We start from the raw sequence: 18,842 nt of genomic DNA, 5'->3' as shown, positions 1-18,842 counted from the left end.
ATCATGGTCAACGTGCTCACCGACGCCGGTACCCGGCTGTGGGCGCCCGCCCGGCAGTCGTCGTTCCGGATGCTCTGGCTCGCCCAGGCGTTCTCCCTGCTAGGCGATGGCGTCAGCTACATCGCGTTCGCCTGGGTCACCCTGAATCTGACCGGTTCCAGCGTGTCCCTGGCCTACGTCCTCGCGCTGCAGGCCATCCCCCGAGCCCTGCTGACCCTCGTCGGCGGCTCGCTGAGCGACCGGTGGTCCACCCGCCGGATGATGACACTGTCCAGTTGGGCCCGCTCGGCCGTGATGATCGCGGTTGGGTCTGCCGCCCTCACCGGATCACTGACCCTGCCGCTGCTCTGCGTGGCCGCCGCCGTCTTCGGCGCCGTCGACGCGTTCTTCCAACCGGCCCGCGCCTCCATCCTGCCCACCGTCGTGTCGGCCGAACAGCTCACCCAGGCCAACTCCCTACTCGGGGTGGGCTCCCGTGTCGCGGCCGTGGCCGGCCCGGCGGTCGGTGGGCTCATCGTGGCGGGCGCCGGAGGCGAGGTCGCCTTCCTCATCGACGGGCTCTGCTTCGCCCTGTGCGGCCTGTTCGTCACCCGGCTCCCCGCCCCGGCACCCGCCTCCGCGCCCGGAAAACAGGCCGAGCCGGGACTGCTCGACCGCATCCGGGAAGGCCTGCACTACGTCTGGCAGGACCCCCGCATCCGGACAGTCCTGGTTGTCGACATGGCCGTGACCTTCTGCTACTCAGGTCCGTTCACGGTGGGTCTGGCCACCATGGCCCGCAACGACCTGACCGGCGGCTCCGTCACTCTCGGTGTGCTCAACGGCGCCCTCGCTGGCGGGGCCATGCTCGGCACCCTCGTCGGTGGCCTCGTCGGCAAAGGGCCGCGGGTGGGCCTGCTCATCGCCGCCCTGGCGGGATGGCTGGCCGTCGGCATGGTCGTACTCAGCCTCGGCACCGGGATCGTGGTGGCGGTCGGCACCGTCCTGTCGATGGGCTTCGCCATCGGCTTCCAAGGCGTCTACGGCCTCTCCTGGATCCAGGGCAACATCCCCGGCGACGTGCTCAGCCGGGTGATCTCGGTGGACATGGTGTTCGGGTATGCCATCGCACCGCTCTCCCTGGTGCTCTGCGGCGCCGTCGCCTCCCACAGCACCGGCGCCATGTTCGCCATGGTCGCGGCGGTCCTCGCGCTCACCGCCCTTGGCACCCTCGCCTCCCCCTCGGTCCGAGAAATGCGCTGACGCCCGGTGGGTGGCAGCCTTCCCGTTGCCACCCACCCGGGGTGATGCACCAGAGGCTCTGTTGCGTCGGCCGATCAGGCAGGGTTGACCGGTGAAGTCGGTGGCTCGGGCTCGTTCCTGGTCTCCTCCGCGCTCGGCGTCGATCCTGGTTGGATAGTCGGCTCGGAACTCTCACCGCTCCCTTGTTGGGAGGTACCACTCGTCCTCCGACCGGTATTGCAGAGCCAGTGGATCCCAGTCGCCGCCGTGGTCGAATTCGAACGAGCTCCAGTCCTCGTCGATCTCGAGCGCGTTGACCGTGACCTCGATTCCTTCCCGTTGGAGTATGGCGATGTAGCGATCGACTTCGGGGCCGAGGTGCTGGGCAAGATTGATGTGTACTTACGCAGGTTCGGCAGGCTCGTCAGCGTGTCGAGGTCGGGCACGTCACCGGTGTTGATCATCGTTAGCCGGCGCAGCCGCGGCGCGTTCCGGAGAGCCTCGAGCTTGCCGGCGCCGCAGCTGCCGGAGGCTACCTCACCTGCGATCGTGTCGGCGTCCTGTAAGAGGGCGTCTGATTCACGTAGTTTGCGTGCTATGAGGTTTTAGCCGTATCGCCAGCAGGACGTCGATAATCTGGCCGTACTGGTCGATCGCCCGGTAGGCGTAGCGCCACACGCCGTTGACCTTCACGTAGGTCTCGTCGACGAACCAGCGGTCGCCCGGCGCGTGCCGGGCGAATCAGGCGGCGTCGGCCAGCAAGGGAGTGAACCGTTGCACCCAGCGGTAGACAGTGACGTGGTCGACCTCGATGCCGCGTTCGGCGAGCAGCTCTTCCACGTCGCGGTAGGAGAGGCCGTAGCGCAGGTACCAGCGCACCGCCACCATGATCACCTCGGCCGGGAATCGGAACCCGGCGAACGCCGAGCGGGGAGCAGACCAAGAGCGCGGCCGAACAGCATGCTTCACCGGTCTAGCCTGCCTGGTCTCTCCGATCGGCGAACGCAACGGAGCCGACCCCCTTCATACGCCGTAAACGGAAATCGCGGTGCTGCACGGCGTGTCAGGTCGAGGATGAGGACGTGGCTCGAAGCAGATCTACGATGCTTGCGGCCCTGGCCGTTGCCTCGCTCTCCGCGTGCAGCAACGACGACAAGCCGGTAGCTACGCCCGTCGTGACCGCCCCATCACCATCGCAGTCCCAGCAAACCCCTGAAGAACCAGAGACCACACAGATTCTTGCCCGCCTCATCGGGCGCACCGGTGCATGGCAGGCAATCCTTGGCGAAGCGAGCGACCAGGGTGATCTCACGATCCACTTCAGGTGCACCGGCGGCGGGAACCTCACCGTCGGCACCTCGCATGGGGGCAGCGCCAAGAATGTCTGCGACGGAGATACCAAGATCTTCGCCGAATCGATCGATGTGCCGTCCGGGCCCGTAACCGTCACGGTCGAGCCAGACGATGATCAGCGATGGTGGCTGTATGTTGCGCGCGGTCCCGTAGAGCCCGGAGGCGAGTGGCCGACGGACGCCCCGGAGATCCAAACCGAGGGCTGAGCCGCGGGTGACCCATCCCAACCCGGATCCAACACACTCGCTCGGCGAGTGCATGCACCGGAACCCAGTTCGACAGCCTCAGCTTGTTCTTTAACCTGAGCGCTGTTGCGTTCTTCGAGGGTGATGGCGCGTTTGGTGGTTTTGCCGACGTCGTGGCGGGTGGCGGGCCGACGGTTCTTCGAGCCTGGAGTACGTCCGGGACCGGCGGCGGTGGGTTTCGGTGCACCCGCCGGTCGGGTGGGAGGCTGTCGCACAGCTTTCGATCTTGGGCTGTCAAGTCGGACGTTTGGTGTCGTAGCAGAAGAGTTTGTTCAGGTTGTGTACAGCGCCGAGCAGTTTGATCTCGGCGTCGACGCTGGTGGCGCCGCGGTAGTGCAGATGGCGACCAAATCGTTGGAACAGTTGCGCGAAACCGGGCTCGACCAGGGCGCTGCGGCGGGCGTAGAGCTCGCGACCGGCGGGGGTGGCTAGGCGGGCAGTGTTTCGGCCACCGGTGGGAGGTGCCGGACTACGCGGCGGCCGAGCTGGCGGAGATCGCCGTCCGCTACCTGCTACGGCGTGGTCATGAGGTGCCCGACGACGTCCGCGCGGCGGTGGCCGACATCGTCGTGGACCTGCCGGACCGCACGGTGCGCCGCGCTCACGCGCTCGCGGCGGGTCTCGCCCGTACGGCCGCATCGCGCACCCTGACCGTCGCCGACCTTGGCTTCCGGCCGGGGCGCGCCGGTGTGTCGATGGAGGGAGGCCTGGTCGGGGTGCCGGTAGACGGGGGCCTGGCGTCGGCGGCTCGTTTCTGAGCGCTCGACCAGCCACCCTGCGCGCCGCGCACCGTGTCTCCGCGGTGACGCAAAGTTCTTCCCTTCCCTTGGCAACATTGCGCAGCAGTCACCGCATTCAGCAGTCGAGAAACGAATCTTCGATCCAGGGAGAGCATGTATGTCGGTCGGTAGGTACAGCACGGCCCGGTGGCGCCCCCGCCTCCGCGGCGCCGTCGTCGCGGGCGCGGCACTCGTCCTGACGGTTGGCGTCGGCGTCGGGGTAGCGACCGCCGGCGACTCCCGCCCAGACCGCCCGGGCGGGGGCATGGCGGCGCGGGACCGTCCCACGCCGCCGGCCGACCCGACCGCGACGCCTCCCGGCCCGGCGCCCGCGCCCACCGCGACCGGCTCCGGGACGATGTCGGCGCCGCACCGTTCCGGGACGTCCGCCGACCCATCGACGGGAACGGTGGGTGCCACCGAGGGCGGCAATTACGCGCCGCCGCCGGCCAACGCCGGGGTCGACTACCAGATCGGTACGGCCTATCCGCCGCCGGCCGGGGTCGACGTCGTGCTGCGGGACCACGGCGCCGCGCCGGCGGCCGGCAAGTACAACGTCTGCTACGTCAACGGCTACCAGACCCAGCCCGAGGACGCCGACTGGTGGCACACCCATCACCGTGACCTGCTGCTCACCAGCGGCGGCCAGGACGTGATCGACGAGGAGTGGGGCGAGATCCTGCTGGACATCTCCACCCCGGCCAAGCGCTCCGCCCTCGCCACGATCGTCAACGGCTGGATCGACGAGTGCGCGAGCAAGGGATTCAAGGCGGTCGAGGTGGACAACCTGGACACCTTCACCCGGTCCAAGAACCTCCTCACGGCCGACCACGCGACGGCGTACGGCAAGCTGCTCGCCGACCACGCGCACAGCCGGGACCTGGCCATCGGCCAGAAGAACGCCGCCGAGCTGGCGACGGAGATGCGTCCGACGGTAGGGTTCGACTTCGCCATTGCCGAGGAGTGCGCGCACTGGGACGAGTGCGAGTCCTACACCGAGGCGTACGGCGACCACGTCGTTGTGATCGAGTACACCGCGCGCGACTTCGGCAAAGCGTGCCGCGGGTTCGGCAGCACGCTGTCGATCGTCCTGCGGGACCGCCAGGTGACGGCACCTGGCTCGCCCGGGTACGTCTTCAAGAACTGCTGATGGGAGCCGCAGCGCATGTCCCAGGGGTTCGACGCCTTCGTGGTGGCCCGCGGACATGCGCTGCGGCGCTTCGCCCACGTCCTCTGCGGCGACCCGCACCTGGCCGAGGACCTCGTCCAGGAGGTACTGGCCCGGGCACATCGGCGCTGGGAGCGGATCGAGGCGATGGACCTGCCCGAGGCGTACGTTCGCAAGGCCGTCGTCCGGGAGTATCTCTCCTGGCGCCGCCGACGCTCCAGCACCGAGCGGGCGATGGCCGAGCTGCCGGACCGGCCCCAGCCCCCTGGCCCCGGTCATGACCCGGCGCACGACCTGGCGGCCCGGGACGAGATGTGGGCGCTACTCGCCGGTCTACCCCGGGCCCAGCGCGCCGTGCTGGTGCTGCGTTTCTACCTCGACATGACCGACGAGGAGATCGCCAACACGCTCGGCTGCGCACATCCCACCGTGCGCGCCCACGCTTCCCGGGCACTGGGTCGGCTGCGGGCCGCGATGGCCGACCGATCGGCACCGCAGACAGTGGAGGTGAGCGTTGAGCGACGTTGAGCGGTTGCTGCGCGACGCCATGCACGAGCGCGCCGAACAGACACTTGCCGGCACCGGACTGCTGGCCGACGTCCACCGCCGCTCGGCCCGCCGGGACCGGCGCCGCCGCTTCAAGGCGGCCGGGGTCGGCCTGGCGACGCTGCTCGTGGCCGTCGGTGTGGTCACCGGGGTGGTCCGGCCGGGCGGCGACGACGGCTCCCGGCGCGCCGTACCCGCCACGGCGAGCCTCGACCCCGGCGGGCTACGGCTGCTGGCACCGTCGGCGGACGGCACGCCGGTCTTCCCGTACCGCCCCGGCGTGACGCCGGCCGGCGGCTTCGCCGCCCCGGTCGTCTCGATCGAGGCCGGGCGGATCGTGGCGTTCTACGAGGCGAAGGACCCGGTCCGCGGCGTGGACGTCACGATCAGCGTCGGCGGCGAGCGCCCGGTCTTCGACGCGCCGGCCGGCCCGGTCAGCGAGAAGGCGCAACGGCTCCACGGCGGCCGTCCGGCCACCCTGCGCACCGTCTCGGTCTCGCCCGCCGCGCAGCTCAGCCTGTACTGGCAGGAATCGCCGGCCCGCTGGGTGCGGATCGACACCGACGACACATTCACCGCCGCCGAGCTGGTGAACTTCGCGAACCGGCTGGAGCCGGCCTCGGTGCCGGTGACCGCCCCGTTTCGCCTTGATGTGGCGCCGGTCGGGATGCTGCTGGACACCGTCACGGCGTCGATGATGTCGTGGCGACCCGCCACCGGAGCCGCCACCAACGCCGACCTGGTCAGCTGCGTGCTGACCAGGCCACGCACCCACGCCGGCCCCACCACAACGGTCGGGCGGTACCGGGGCACGCTGCGCCGCACCGCCACCGAGACGACTCTCACCGTCGCGCTCGACGACCGGGACCAGTCGCTCGTGGTTCGGGTACCGGCCCGATACCCGATCAGCGACGCGGATCTGGTCCGCTTCGCCGCCGGCGTAGACGTCACCGACCACGCCGAACCGGCGGGCGGCTGACCCACCCGCAATTCACCGGAGCACACCACCTGAGCGCAACGCCGCGGCGACGTCACCGAACGGAACGATCGCGGTGACGACGCCACCGGTGCCGCCGGCGCGGCGGCTCCCCCGTCCCTCGGCCCCACGTTCGCCCGGCCCGGGTGGGTCGCGGCGGATGCCGGGGTGGCGGCGAGCGCCTCCCCCACGACGTACGCCTCGATGCCGGCCAGGTCGAGCGCCGGGCAGGTCACCATGGACGAGGTCGTCACCGTGAACGTCGCCGGGCCGCCGCCCGGCGGACGGCCGGTGAGCACAGCACGTATCACGCCGGAGTAAGGCCCACTCGGCGACCCGGCGGCGCGCCGGCTCCGGCAGGCCCGCGCCGAGGACCAGTACCCGGCCCTGGCTCGCCAGCCGCTCCAGCTCGGCCAGGGTCACCGACCTGCCCTCGGCGCCGAAATCGGCCCCGAACGGTACGACGGCATGGGCCGCATGACGGCGTCGTCACCGCCACGCGCCTGCGTGAACGCCCGCGCGGCGTGCCGGCGCAGCTCGGGTTCTGCGAGCCGGCGCCGCAGCCGGCGCGCCTTCCGCCGCCGCGTCCACCAGCCGTCCTGCGCCGTCTTCACACCGGACCTGCCCACGTCACGCCGCCCAGGTTCGGTCGGCGTGGCGGCCGCGGCGGTGGCTCTCCTCGGGCAGGATTCGGCGGAGCATCTCGGCCGCGTTCCGGGACCTCGACTTCACCGTGGCGACCGGGACCCCGAGCTGGGCGGCGATCTGCGGCCCGGTCTCGCCCAGGTAGTGCAGGCGGAGCAGCACTTCCCGGTGCGCCGGCGAGAGCGCCGCCATCGCGGCGAGCAGATCGCGTCGGACCACCACGGCGTCGGCGTCGTCGGACACGGCGACGGTCGCCGCGAGGCCGAGATCCCGCACCTCGCAGGGGCGGGCCCGGTCCCGGCGGTAGGAGTCGATCACCAGGTTGCGGGCAACCCGGAACAACCAGGGACGCAGCGATGACGCCTGCCGGGACAGTCGCGGGGCGAGCACCGCGGCCCGCAGGAGGGTCTCCTGTACGAGGTCCTCGGCGCGGTCGTGATCGCCGTACAGCAGACGTTGAACGTAGCTGATCAGCGGCTGGCGGTAGTGCGTCACCAGGCCGGTGATGAAGTGCTCCCCCTGGTCCGCAGACCAGCCGGGGTCGGGGCGGCCCGGGTCCTCGCCGGACGGGCCGCTCCCGGTCGTCGGGTCGCTCACCTGTGTTCTCCTCTCTCCGCCGCCGGCGGCCCGGCCGCCAGGGCGGTGGCCGGCACCGCCTGCGGCGGCAGATCGCTGGGCAGCGGCAGGCCCACGCCGGCCGCGTCGGGCACCCGGCGGGCATGCCGCCCGACCATGTCGTGGACGAGTCCTACTGCCGACCGGCCGTGCGCGAAGTCCGCGTCCGCGGAGCGCTCGGCGAGCAGACCGGCCAGCCCGTCACGGACGTCGTCCGGCATCCGGTAACCCGCGCAGGTCACGGTCGCCGCGGCGATCTCGACCAGATCCGCCGCGTCCGGGTCGGGAAAGGTCAGCGTGGCGCCGAACCAGGGCCGCAGCCGCGGATCCAGGTCGAACAGGTGTCCGATGCCGGTCGGGCAGCCGGCCGGGAGAACCGCGGTCCCGGCGTCGGCGTCCAGCAGGGCCAGCAGCTCCCGGACCGCCTCGGCCGGCACCCGGTCCCGTCCGGACCGCCGTCGCGGTGGCCCGGACGGCGTGCTCGGCACTGCGGGCCCTTGTTCTTCAGCACGTACGGCCGGTGGACGGGGTACGGCTCTTCGCTCGGCCCCAACCGCACGGGCGGCTTCGGGCCCGTGGGCCGGGCGACGGGCGGCTGCGGCTTTGCGGGCCGCGCGGAGGGCGGCGGGACGGGGGGCCGCAAAGCCGCAGCCGCCGGGGAGGAGGTCGTGGCCTTCGCGGACGGCGAGGCCGAGGAGGACGGCGGAGCCAACGACGCGGGGACAGCCGGCGTGGGGGCGCCGGGGCGCGGTGGGAGGGCGCCCGCCACCGGCTCCCGGGCAGCGGCCCCCTGGTCGACGCCGCCATCGGGGCCGGCGGCTCCGCCGAGCAGTGCGGTCGACGCGGCCAGGGTCACGGCGGCGACCGCGGCGAGCGGCCACGCCCAGCGGCCGCGGCGCGGGTGGCGAGGCGGGCGGGCCGATACCGGTCACCGACGGAGCCGCGACCTTTCCCACCTCGCCAGCCGGCGCGTCGGCGGACTGGGCCACCTGAGTCTCCCCACGTCTGTCGGAATCGTTGCCGGTCGACGCCCAAGCCGACCGGCAACGGATTCAATGTGGCCCACAGCGCCGTGTCAACGGGGCGCGGGACCACGGCGACCCGGTCTTCAGCTCGGCTTCAGAGCCGCTTGGCAGCGGCGTCGATCTCGCGGCTACGCCACGCCGGCCGGATCAGGGCCGCGACCCGTCCCGCCGGCCCAGGCGGCCCCCGCTCTCCTTCAGCGAAACTTCAGCGCCGCTGCCTGGTCCTTTCAGCACCCGGGACCGTTGTAGAGATTTATGAGTTCAGTCACCGAGGCCGGCCGGTCACCCGAGCCGACCCGCTTCTCCCTGCTCGGCCCGGTTCGCGCCTGGCGCGGCGGCGCACCCGTGGACCTGGGGCCACCGCAGCGCCGGGCGGTCCTCGCCGTCCTGCTGCTCCGCCTGGATCGGCCGGTCACCGTCAAGGAGGTCATCGCCGCGGTTTGGGGCGCCACGCCGCCGAGCACCGCGGCCGGCTCCGTACAGACCCATGTGTCCCTGCTGCGCTCCACACTGGAGCCGACTCGCTCGCGGCGCACCGGCGGCTCGGTCCTGCAGTCGGTGGCGGGTGGCTACCGCATCGGGGGCGATGCCGACCTCGACCTGGTGGCGGTCCGCAAGGGTCTCGCCCGGGCCCGGGCCATGCGCGCGGCCGGCGACCTCGCCGGCGCCGCGACACAGTATCGGTGCACCCTGGACCTTTGGTACGGCGAACCGCTCGCCGACGTGCCCGGGCCGGCCGCCGACGCGGAACGGCGCCGGCTCGGCGAGACCCGGTTGGAGGCCGTCGAGGAGCGGCTGGAGGTGGAGCTGCGATTGCGCCGCTTCCACGGCGTCGTCAGCGAGCTCGCCGCGCTCACCGCCGCGCATCCGGTGCGCGAGCGGCTGCGGGTGCTGCAGCTCCAGGCGCTGCATGGTTCCGGCCGTCGGGCGGAGGCGCTGGCCGCCTACGCCGAGGCGCGTCGGGTACTGGCCCGCGAACTGGGCGTCGAGCCCGGCGGTCAGCTCCGGCGCCTGTACCAGTTCGTGCTCGCGGACGAGCGGATGGGCGTGCCGCCGGTCGGCCCGCGGCCGTCGCTCGCCGGTACGGGATCGCCTCGGGTCGGGACCGGACCGGAGGGCGGGCAGGCGGGAGCCGTACCGGCGCGGGTTCCCCCCGTCGCCGGCGACCCGGCCCCGCCGCCCGCGCAGCTTCCCGCGCCACCGCGCCGGTTCACCGGCCGCCGCGCCGAGCTGCACCGGGTCCTCGCCGCGACCGGTCAACGGGACCCGTCCGGCCTGCCGCTGGTGCTGGTCACCGGCATGGCCGGGGTCGGCAAGACGGCGCTGGCACTGCGGGCTGCACACGAGTTGCGTGACCAGTACCCCGACGGGCAGCTGTTCGCCCGGCTGCACGGCTGCGAATCCGCCGCCGATCCAGCCGCCGTCCTCGCCGGTTTTCTCCGGGCGCTGGGCGCGCCGCCGTCGGCGGCGACCGTCGGGCCGGCGGAGCGCTCCGCCCTCTACCGCACTCTCCTGGCCGACCGGCGGGTGCTGATCGTCCTCGACGACGCGCACAGCGCCGAGCAGGTGGCCGCGCTGCTGCCCGGCAGCCCCCGGTGCGGCGTCCTGGTCACCGCCCGCCGCCGCCTCGCCGAGCTGGAGGCGGAGTGCCGCGTCGAGCTGACCGCGCTCACCCCCGACGACTCGCTGGCGCTGCTCTGCGCCCTCGCCGGCCCGACCCTCACGATCGGCGAGACCGCCGCGCTGCGCCGCCTCGGCGACGCCTGCCACGGCCTGCCGCTCGCCCTGCGGGCGATCGGCGCCCGGCTCGTGAGCAACCCGCAGTGGAGCGCCGCGGCGCTCGCGACCCGGCTCAGCCCCGACCGGCCCCACCTCGTCGAGCTGCGGGCCGGCGCGCTGGACGTCGCCGCGAGCCTGGACCGGGGCTACCGCCAGCTCGACCCGTACGCCGCCCGGGTGTTGCGGCTGCTGGCGCTGCCCGGCCCGCGGGTGGTGACGCCGCAAGTGGCCGCGGCCGTGCTGGGCGACAGCGCCGGCGAGGTCGAGGCCGCCCTGGATCGCCTCGCCGACCGGTACCTGCTGGAGTCGCCGGAGCCCGGCCGGTTCGCGTACCACCGGCTCGTGCAGCTCTTCGCACGGCAGCTCGCTGCCGCCGAGGACAGCGTCGCCGACCGCGACGTGGCGCTGCTGCGGTTCGCGCACCACCACCTGCGGCCGGACGGTCCCGAGGCGAAGCCGGGACCGGGTATCACGGACCGGGACACCCGTGACTGGCTGGACCGGCGGCGGGCAGCCCTGGTCGGACTGGTCCGCCGGTACGGGCGCCATCCCGGCCTCGGTCCCGGGCTCGGCGCCGACCTGCTCAGCGCGCTGGCGCGGCCGCTCGCCGTCGGGGCCGGCGGCTGCGGCGACACCGGGTGACCGGTGCGAGCCGTCGACCTGCGCGGCCACCGCGGCTCGACGCCGGGCCGTCAAGACGTATGTAATGTGTTCGATGATTCTGGACGTCCCCGCGATCAAGGTCGCCACGGTCACCGGCTCCGCGCCCGACGCGACGGCGGTCCGGCTGCTGGGCCCGGTCGCCCTCCTGCGCGACGGCACCCCGTGCCCGCTGCCCGGGATCAAGACCCGGTACCTGCTCGCGGTCCTGTCCATACACGCGAACCGGCTGGTCGCGATCGACACCTTGGCCGACGTCCTGTGGCCGCAGCGGGCCCCCCGAACGTTCCGCAACAACGTCCAGGTGTACGTGTCGAAGCTGCGTCGCATCCTGCGGAGGCCGGGCGACGACGACCCGCCGATGGGCATCGAGACTTGGCCGGAGGGGTACCTGCTACGGACTCCGGGCCGGGCCGTCGACCTCGACCAGGTCCGGCATCTGGCCGAGGAGTCACGGCGCGCGGACCGCCTCGGCGACCTCGAGCGGGCGGTGCGGCTGTCCACCGAGGCCCTGTCGGGCTGGGACGGTCAGCCCCTCGCGGATCTCTCCGGAGTCTGGGCCGACGACATCCGCCAGGCCCTGCAGCGGGAACGGCTCGGCGTCCTGGCCACCGGCTTCGACCAGCGGCTGCGGCACGGCGACCCGGCCGACGCCGTCGAGGACCTGTACGAGGCCGTGGCCGCGCACCCGTTGACGGAGATACTGGTCGAGCAGCTGATGGTCGCGCTGAGCCGGTGCGGCCGCCAGGCCGAAGCCCTCACCTGCTACGCCGAGGCGCGGCAGCGGTTCATCGACCGGCTCGGCGACGAGCCCGGCCGGCGGCTGCGGGAGCTGCACGAACGCATCCTGCGCCGCGACGAGGGCACCGACCCCGGCGAAGCGCCGCCGACCACACCCGTCACCGTACAGCCGGCCGGCGGCATCCCTTCTGGCGGTCCGGTCGGCCAGCTCCCGCCGGACATCAGCGACTTCACCGGCCGCGACCCCGCCGTAGCGAGCCTGCTGAGCCGGCTCGGTCCGGCCGCGGCGGCGCCCGGAGCGCCGACCACCACCGGCGTGATGCTCTACGGACCGGGCGGCATCGGCAAGACCACCCTCGGCGTCCGCGTCGCCCACCTGCTGCGCGACCGGTACCCGGGCGGTCAGCTCTTCGTCGACCTCGACGGCGCCCGGCCGGAGCCGACCCCGCCGGCGGCCGTGCTCGCCGGGTTCCTCCGGGCGCTGGGGGTCGACGGCAAGCACCTGCCGGACACCTGCGACGAGCGCAGCCGACTGTTCCGCTCGCTCGTCGCCGACCGCGGGGTGCTGGTCGTGCTCGACAACGCCGGGCACGAGGCCCAGGTCCGCCCGCTGCTGCCCGGCTCCGGCTGCGGCACGCTGGTGACGAGCCGCCGCCCCCTCGTCGGCCTGGAGGGCTTCACCGCCATCCGGTTGGAGACCCTGCCGCCGGCCGATGCGGCGACGCTGCTGGGCAGGATCTGCGGCCCCCGGCGGACGACGGCGGAGCCCGCGGCGGCGCAGCGCATCGCCCAGCTCTGCGGCGGGCTGCCGCTGGCGCTGCGCGCGGCCGGGGCGCGGCTCACCGCCAAGCCGCACTGGTCGCTGGGGCGCATGGCGGCCCGGCTCGACGACGAGCACCGCCGCCTGGACGAGCTCGCCGCCGGCGACCTCGCAGTCCGGGCCAGCCTGGGCCTGAGCTACGCGGACGCCAGCGAGGCGGACCGGCGGGCGGCCCGCGCGCTGAGCCTGATCCCGACCGTCACCTGGTCGCCGTGGAGCATCGCCGCGGTGCTCGACTGCGACGAGGAGGAGGCCGAAGAGATCGTCGAGCGGCTGGTCGACGCACAACTGGTAGAGGCGGTCGCCACCGATGAGGGCGGCCGATCCCGGTACCGCTGCCACGACCTGGTCCGGGTCTTCCTCGCCGAACGGCTGATGGCGGAGGACCCCGAGGAGGTGCGGCGGGTGGCCGCACGCCGGTGGCTCGACTCCTGTCTGTCGCTGGTGACGCACGCGGTGATCCAGGCGGGCGAGCGACCCCGCGCCCGCGACCTGTCCGCGGGCTCGCACCCCGGCCCGCGGCACGCCGCCACAGTGGAGCTGGTGGACCACGACCCGTTCGACTGGTACCTGACCGAACGGAGCACCCTGGTGACAGCCGTCGAGTGGGCGGCCCGGCAGCAGCTGAGCACGCTGTGCTGGCGGCTCGCCCACACTCTGCAGCCGTTCTTCGAAGTCGCCGGCGACTGGGACGACTGGCGCCACACCCACCAGCTCGCCCTCGACGCGGCCGTCACGGCCGCGGATCCCACCGGCGAGGTCGCCATCCGGTACGGCCTGAGCCGCCTCGCCCTGGACCAGGGGCGCAAGGAGGAGACCGTCGCCACGCTGGACGACGTCGTCGTCCGGGCCCGCGAGCTGGACCTCCGATGGCTGCTGGCCGACGCGCTGCGGTGCCTGGGCGACGCCCATGCCGGCTGCGCCCAGCCGGACCGCGCGCGCGAGTGCTACCGGGAGGCGCTCCCGCTCAGCCGCGAGCTGGGCGACCCGATGGCCGAGGTGGCGATCCTGCACGGGCTCGGCATGGTGCACCACGACGCGGACCGCGTCGACGAGGCGGTCGACAATCTCCGGGCCGCGCTCGCGGTGGTCGACGGTTCGCGGGGCAAGCACATGCGCCCGTGGGTGCTCGCCTCACTCGGGTTCGTCCTCATCTCCGCCGGCGCGGCGGCGGAGGCGGCCCGCTGCGGCGAGGCTGCCCTCGCCGGGGCGAGAGCGTTCAACAACTGGCGCGACGAGATCCTCGCGACGCGCTGCCTCGGCGCCGCCCGGCAGGCGCAGGGCCGCCATGACGAGGCCCGCGAGCTGTTCACGCGGGCACTGTCCATGAGCCGCGAACTGACCGACGAACTGAACGAGATCCGCGGCCTACGCGACCTCGCCGGCATCGATGCCCTGATCGGCGCCGACGAACGGGCGACGGCCGAGGCGACCGCGGCGCTGCGGGCGGCCCGCACGCGGGGGTACCGCCGCGAGGAGGCCCTGACGCTGGCCACGCTGGGCGACATCCACCTGCGGGCCGGTCGCCGCGACGATGCCGGCGCGGCGCTGCAGGACAGCGCCGACATCCTCCACGACCTGCGCCTCACCCGGCTCCTCGATGAAGTGGTCACCGCGGTCCGGAGGGGCGGCTGGCCGGCCTGAGTCACCACGCCCCGCCCTCCGCACTCCACGACGTCTTCACGATCACATTGCGGACGGCCGGACTGCCCCACAGGGCGTAGCCGGCACCGGTGTCAGTCCGAGAGGATCCCCGCACCGCGCCAATCGCGGCGTCGCGGGACGCGGGTCCCGCGACCGACACCGACACTTCGGAGGAAGTCCATGCGCGTCGTCCGACCACCTGTCACCACCGCACTCCGCACCGCCGCCGCGGTGCTTCTCGGGCTGCTGGTGGCCACCACCACGACCGTCGCCCCGGCCTCGGCCGCAGCGCCCGCGACCAGCGCCCAGGCGCCGGCCGCGGCGCCAGGGCGGGGCGTGGCGGTCGCGCTGGTGAACGGCGTCCGCGGTGCCTGCCTGGACCACGAGGACTGGGGCAACGCCCCGCGCGCCGGGCTGTGGGGTTGCCACTATGGCGCCAACCAACGCTGGCGGCTCGTCGACGTGGAACGCGGGCTCGTCGTGGTGCAGAACGAGGCCAGCGGCAAGTGCCTGGATGCTTACCGCTGGGGAGAACAAGCCAAGATGAGCGACTGTCGCTACCAAGAAAGCCAGCTGTGGTTCGTCCACACCATCACGGGCAACCAATTCGCCCTCGCTTCCCCCCGTAGCGGGTGCCTCGAACACGAGCGCTGGGGCGACAGTAACCGAGCGGTACTCGGCGATTGCACCGCCGACTACAACCAGCGGTGGGTGACGGTGGTCTGACCGGACGCCGCCACCGCAGCAGGCCACGCAGGACGGTCCAGCTCACCCGATCGTCCTGCGTGGTGGCTGCCGATCGAGTCGCACAATACGAGCGAGGTCGTCGACAACATCTCCGGGGTCCGAGCGCGTTGATGAGGTACAGGACTGCACCACGATCCCGACCGGAGGACGACAATGCCGATGCGACCCGCACGCAACCTCTGGGCCGCGGCCCTGACCACAGCCGCGCTCGGCGCGCCAACCGCCCTCGCCGGCGCCGCCTGCGCGGCACCGTCGCTCTCCGACGGCGTCGCCGTACCGCGGGCCACCCGAGCTGACGCTTCGGCGGCACCCCGGGGGGCGCGAACGGACGGCGCCCGCCCAGTCGAGCTGCGCAACGTACGCGGCAGCCTGCAGAACTCCTGCTGGCTCGGCGCCGACCGGCTCGTACTGACCCAATTCGCCGGCGGCTACAACCGCGGCGACGCCAGGGTCCGCAGCGTCACCCTCGACGCCTCCTACCGCGGCACGGTCACCGACACCCCGGCCCACGGCGCCAACATGCCGGCCGGGTGCAGCCACGCCGGGACCGTCGTGTACAGCGCCGACACCGACTCGGGTGACGCCATCATGGCCGTGGCCCTGCCGGGCGGGCAGCCGCGCACCGTGCTGCGCCGGCCGGGCCAGTTCGCCTGGGGTGCGTTTCTTCCTGAGTGAGCTGCGCGACGAGCATCGATATCCGCCCGCTGTGGCCTTCGCTGACCGGTTGGTATGGGTTGGTTGACCGGTTCCCGGTGGAGGTGGGCGGGTGGATGGAGATCAGATCGTGCGGTTGCTGGCCGAGCGGGAAGCGGCGGCTCGGGCCGAGTGGTTGCGATTGGAGCTGTCAACGCTCCGCGAAATTTGGATCTGACCCACTTTTCGTGATCAGAGACTGACCCCGACTCGTGGATCCACTGTGTATGGTCGGCCGCCGTGCGGGTTGCTGATCTTGCTGTGGTCCTGCCTCACCTGGCAGCTGTGGTCGTTGAGAAGGTCGAACGCGTGGCGTCTGGGCTGCGCTTGCACGTGCGAGCGCGGTCTCGCCGGGCCGCGTGTCCGCGGTGTAGCCGCCGGTCGAGCAGGGTGCATAGCCGATACGAGCGTCGCTTGACCGATGCCGCGGTGGCGGGCTCCCCGGTGGAGTTGCGATTGCGAGTTCGCCGGTTCTTCTGCGACGTAGATCTTTGCCCGGCCCGGACGTTCGCAGAACAGGTTCCGGGACTGACCAGCAAATGGGCACGTCGCAGCCCGCTGATGCGCAGATCGCTCGAGATCATCGTGCTCGCCCTTGCCGGGCGAGCCGGCGCCCGACTGGCCGTGCTGATGGGTCTTGCGGCCAGCCGCAGCAGCATGCTGCGCCTGATCCGCTCACTCCCGGATCCCGATTATGGTCAGGTGACGGTTCTCGGCGTTGATGACTTTGACACCGCACATCTCGCCCAGCCAGGAGTTCCAGTCCAGGCCGCGGTGGCGTACGGGGGTATTGGTCACGACTGCTCCCTGCAATCCGGGGATCGATGCCCCCGCCCGGCGACGGCCGAGGGCAGAACGGCTTCTCGCGATGGACTCGTGCCGCGGATCAGCTGCGGTGCAGCTTCTCCTTCACCGCGTCGAGCTTCTCGTCGATCTTCGCCTTGGCCTCGGTACGCTTGCGCTCGCGCAGCACCCGGCCGGCCTCCTTCTGCGCTGCCTCGGCCGCCGCATCGGCGGCCTCTACCTCGGCACTGACCTGTGCGGCCGGCTGCCGTTCGACGGTCGCGCCGAATCGGGCGGCGAGCTGGTCGAGCGGCTCGGGGGTGTTCTCGGCAACCTCGATGATCAGGGCCGTGGTGCCGGGCGCGATCTGCGCGGACAGCAGAGCCACCGCGCTGTCTACACCAGACGCACGCTCGATGTCGAACACGCCACCGACCAAAGCGCCGGCGCCCAAGCCGACCGGCACGCCCAGCGGGCCGACGAGCACGCCGACGAGCATGCCGATCAACCCGCCTGCGGTCGTACCGACGCCGATGACGGCGTCTTCCCCTTCCGGAACCCGAAGTGCGCCGTCGGGTGTGCGCTCGACCAGTGCGGCGCTGCCCACCTCGATGCTCGTCAGGCTCCACGCGAGTCCGCGTAGGTCACTCAGGGCCTGGTAGGCCTGACTCGGCTGCGGGAAACGGATGACGGCAACGGATTCGGTGGTGGTCATGAAACCCTCCTTTGCTGCTGGGCCGGTTCCTCCGACTCCCGGCGTTCTCGATCTTTCGATCATTTCTGTTATTTAGTATCAGTCCTGACGTTGTAGTCAGTCAATAGCGCTGCTCACACTCATGCCAGGGGACGCTGGGGCCATGCCGCGCGATGCCGCCCGCCGCGGGATCAGGCGAGCAGCTGCTCAACCTGCCGGCCGGTCCGGCGCAAGCCGAAGGCGGCGAAAGCCTCGTTGATCCCGTGAACGACTCACACCCCGACCAGGGTCGGCCAGCGTGACCAACAACCGGTGCCCAGGAATGGACCCGCCCACGCCCGAACACCAGCTCGGCGATGCCCAGCGGTAGCCCGAAGAAGGCCGGGTACCAGCCATTGCGTCACAGATGGAGCCGTGACGGCGGGTCGAGGTCAGGAACTCGTCGCACGGGCACGTTCGGCGGTGCAGGCGTGCGCATCGATGGCGTCTAGGATTGCTAGCTCGGCGCTGTCCACCGCCCATACGGCGAAGTCGATGGCGCCGGTCGCATTGGCGTCCGCGCAGTGCGCCTCACGGGCAGCAGGCTTGGCATCCAGCTCGCCTTGCGTGTCGATCTTGGCCTTGACGTCTTCGATCTTGGCCGCGGCGTCGGCCGTCTGCGCCCAGTTGATACAGGCATGGTCGGGGGCCTCCCACGGCCCGTTGCCGGGCCGTGTTGACGCTCTCGTCTAGTTCGCCCTGAGCCTGGTCGATCCGCTTACCGATCTGCTCACGCGATTCGTTCGAGGCGCTCTGCACTGCCGTCCTGGATCGCCGCGACGGTCGACGCTGATCCTGCCGCCTTGCACCGGCCGTGCCGGTGCAGCGGAGAGCCTGGGCGAGGGGTGGTAGCGCGCCCGGTCTACCAGGCTTCGAGTTGAGGGAGGGGGCGCGTGGCGATCCTTTTGGCGTCCTGGGTGGACACGCCGAGCATGCGCAGGATGGCCTCGGCGAGTTGGTCGACCGCCGTCTCGTCGATCACCTCCGGGTCGTCCTGGTGCACGCGCAGCAGTCCGAGCAGTCCGCCGGCCACCGCGCTCAGGGCGACCTCGGGGTGGGGCGCCGCGAATCGCCCGGCGGCCTGGCCGCTCTTGATGTCGCGCAGCGCGCGCGGTGCCAGGCCGCGGGGAACGGCCAGCAGGTCGAGCCCGGCGCCAGTGATGAATCCGGCCAGATCGGGGTGGGTCCAGCCGAGGCGGCCCGATATGCGCAAGGAGGTGGCGAACACCTCGGCGGGGTCGTCAAGCCCGGCGCAGGCGCGGTCGATCATCTGGCCCCAGCGCTCCAGAGCCTCCTCGGAGGCGGTCCGGAACAGCTGTTCCTTGCTGTCGAAGTGGTTGTAGAAGGACCCGAACCCGATGTCCGCCGCTTCGGTGATCTCTTGGATGCTCGCGCGCTCGCCACGGCCCTCGGCGATCAGCCCGATGGCGGCGCCGATGAGGGCCTGCCGGGTGCGGGCCTTACGCCGGTCCAGCCGGGTCCCCGCAGGTGCGCTGTTCGCTGATGCCGGCTGCGCCATCGGTATCCCTTCCACTTCCCGGATCACACCATAACCGGCGCGCTGCCCGCTCCGTCTGCGGCGGCCCATCGCCGCCGTGATCTCCGCGTCGAACGGTCACACGGAAACCCTTGACGATGCGCTACTCAGAACTGATACTCAATAACAGAA

17 protein-coding genes and 2 pseudogenes are annotated in these 18,842 nt (G+C 72.2%); 12 read left to right on the top strand and 7 right to left on the bottom strand.

Annotation, left to right across the window (positions count from 1 at the left end; all coding sequences use genetic code 11):
• The first annotated feature begins 3 nt into the window (after positions 1-3).
• Positions 4-1,242, top strand: coding sequence for an MFS transporter (locus AB0B58_RS36485; RefSeq protein WP_360233749.1), 1,239 nt, complete (start codon positions 4-6; stop codon positions 1,240-1,242).
• Positions 1,243-1,845: 603 nt separating this feature from the next.
• Here AB0B58_RS36485 and AB0B58_RS36480 read toward each other — a convergent pair.
• Positions 1,846-2,109, bottom strand: a pseudogene (locus tag AB0B58_RS36480) (IS6 family transposase); the annotation flags it as partial.
• A gap of 215 nt (positions 2,110-2,324) precedes the next feature.
• Here AB0B58_RS36480 and AB0B58_RS36475 point away from each other — a divergent pair.
• Positions 2,325-2,780, top strand: a complete 456-nt coding sequence (locus AB0B58_RS36475; RefSeq protein ID WP_360233746.1) for a hypothetical protein — start codon at positions 2,325-2,327, stop codon at positions 2,778-2,780.
• A 273-nt stretch (positions 2,781-3,053) separates the two neighbouring features.
• Here AB0B58_RS36475 and AB0B58_RS36470 read toward each other — a convergent pair whose 3' ends face one another.
• Positions 3,054-3,206, bottom strand: a complete 153-nt coding sequence (locus tag AB0B58_RS36470; protein ID WP_360233872.1) for a hypothetical protein — start codon at positions 3,204-3,206, stop codon at positions 3,054-3,056.
• A 74-nt stretch (positions 3,207-3,280) separates the two neighbouring features.
• Here AB0B58_RS36470 and AB0B58_RS36465 point away from each other — a divergent pair, with 74 nt between their 5' ends.
• From AB0B58_RS36465 to AB0B58_RS36445, 5 genes are all read left to right on the top strand, one after another.
• Positions 3,281-3,577: a hypothetical protein gene (locus tag AB0B58_RS36465; protein ID WP_360233878.1), complete on the top strand. Its 297-nt coding sequence runs from the start codon at positions 3,281-3,283 to the stop codon at positions 3,575-3,577.
• Between the two features lie 139 nt (positions 3,578-3,716).
• The gene (locus AB0B58_RS36460; protein ID WP_360233743.1) at positions 3,717-4,748 is read left to right on the top strand and encodes an endo alpha-1,4 polygalactosaminidase; all 1,032 of its coding nucleotides are present in this window, start codon (positions 3,717-3,719) and stop codon (positions 4,746-4,748) included.
• Positions 4,749-4,763: 15 nt separating this feature from the next.
• On the top strand, positions 4,764-5,294 hold the full coding sequence (locus AB0B58_RS36455; RefSeq protein WP_360233740.1) for a SigE family RNA polymerase sigma factor: 531 nt from the start codon (positions 4,764-4,766) through the stop codon (positions 5,292-5,294).
• A complete protein-coding gene (locus tag AB0B58_RS36450; protein ID WP_360233737.1) occupies positions 5,281-6,291 on the top strand; it encodes a hypothetical protein in 1,011 nt (336 codons plus the stop codon). The genes AB0B58_RS36455 and AB0B58_RS36450 overlap by 14 nt, the downstream gene beginning before the upstream one ends.
• Before the next feature lie 165 nt (positions 6,292-6,456).
• The gene (locus tag AB0B58_RS36445) at positions 6,457-6,609 is read left to right on the top strand and encodes a hypothetical protein (RefSeq protein WP_360233734.1); all 153 of its coding nucleotides are present in this window, start codon (positions 6,457-6,459) and stop codon (positions 6,607-6,609) included.
• A gap of 309 nt (positions 6,610-6,918) precedes the next feature.
• Here the strand turns inward: AB0B58_RS36445 and AB0B58_RS36440 are convergent, their stop codons facing one another.
• Complete coding sequence (locus AB0B58_RS36440; protein WP_360233731.1) at positions 6,919-7,530, bottom strand: sigma-70 family RNA polymerase sigma factor; 612 nt, start codon at positions 7,528-7,530, stop codon at positions 6,919-6,921.
• A complete protein-coding gene (locus tag AB0B58_RS36435) occupies positions 7,527-7,985 on the bottom strand; it encodes a hypothetical protein (protein WP_360233728.1) in 459 nt (152 codons plus the stop codon). The genes AB0B58_RS36440 and AB0B58_RS36435 overlap by 4 nt, the downstream gene beginning before the upstream one ends.
• An 843-nt stretch (positions 7,986-8,828) precedes the next feature.
• Between AB0B58_RS36435 and AB0B58_RS36430 the strand changes: the two genes are divergently transcribed.
• From AB0B58_RS36430 to AB0B58_RS36410, 5 genes and pseudogenes are all read left to right on the top strand, one after another.
• Positions 8,829-10,994, top strand: coding sequence for a BTAD domain-containing putative transcriptional regulator (locus tag AB0B58_RS36430; RefSeq protein WP_360233725.1), 2,166 nt, complete (start codon positions 8,829-8,831; stop codon positions 10,992-10,994).
• Between the two features lie 73 nt (positions 10,995-11,067).
• Entirely contained in the window at positions 11,068-14,217 is a 3,150-nt protein-coding gene (locus tag AB0B58_RS36425; protein ID WP_360233722.1) for a BTAD domain-containing putative transcriptional regulator, read from the top strand.
• A gap of 180 nt (positions 14,218-14,397) precedes the next feature.
• Entirely contained in the window at positions 14,398-14,943 is a 546-nt protein-coding gene (locus tag AB0B58_RS36420; RefSeq protein ID WP_360233719.1) for an RICIN domain-containing protein, read from the top strand.
• Positions 14,944-15,123: 180 nt separating this feature from the next.
• Positions 15,124-15,639, top strand: a complete 516-nt coding sequence (locus tag AB0B58_RS36415; RefSeq protein ID WP_360233716.1) for a hypothetical protein — start codon at positions 15,124-15,126, stop codon at positions 15,637-15,639.
• 258 nt (positions 15,640-15,897) lie between these two features.
• A pseudogene (locus tag AB0B58_RS36410) lies at positions 15,898-16,128 on the top strand (transposase family protein); the annotation flags it as partial.
• A 204-nt stretch (positions 16,129-16,332) separates the two neighbouring features.
• Here the strand turns inward: AB0B58_RS36410 and AB0B58_RS36405 are convergent.
• The 3 genes from AB0B58_RS36405 to AB0B58_RS36395 form a co-directional block, all read right to left on the bottom strand.
• Positions 16,333-16,455: a hypothetical protein gene (locus tag AB0B58_RS36405; RefSeq protein WP_360233875.1), complete on the bottom strand. Its 123-nt coding sequence runs from the start codon at positions 16,453-16,455 to the stop codon at positions 16,333-16,335.
• An 88-nt stretch (positions 16,456-16,543) separates the two neighbouring features.
• Entirely contained in the window at positions 16,544-17,155 is a 612-nt protein-coding gene (locus AB0B58_RS36400) for a DUF1269 domain-containing protein (RefSeq protein WP_360233713.1), read from the bottom strand.
• 880 nt (positions 17,156-18,035) lie between these two features.
• Positions 18,036-18,761 (bottom strand): TetR/AcrR family transcriptional regulator, encoded by a 726-nt coding sequence (locus AB0B58_RS36395; RefSeq protein WP_360233711.1) that lies wholly within the window; start codon positions 18,759-18,761, stop codon positions 18,036-18,038.
• Between the last annotated feature and the right edge of the window lie 81 nt (positions 18,762-18,842).

The organism is Actinoplanes sp. NPDC049118 (assembly GCF_040648555.1).
Taxonomy (GTDB): Bacteria; Actinomycetota; Actinomycetes; order Mycobacteriales; family Micromonosporaceae; genus Actinoplanes.
The sequence above is the reverse complement of the archived record's forward strand: the minus strand, read 5'-3'. Positions and strand labels throughout refer to the sequence as shown.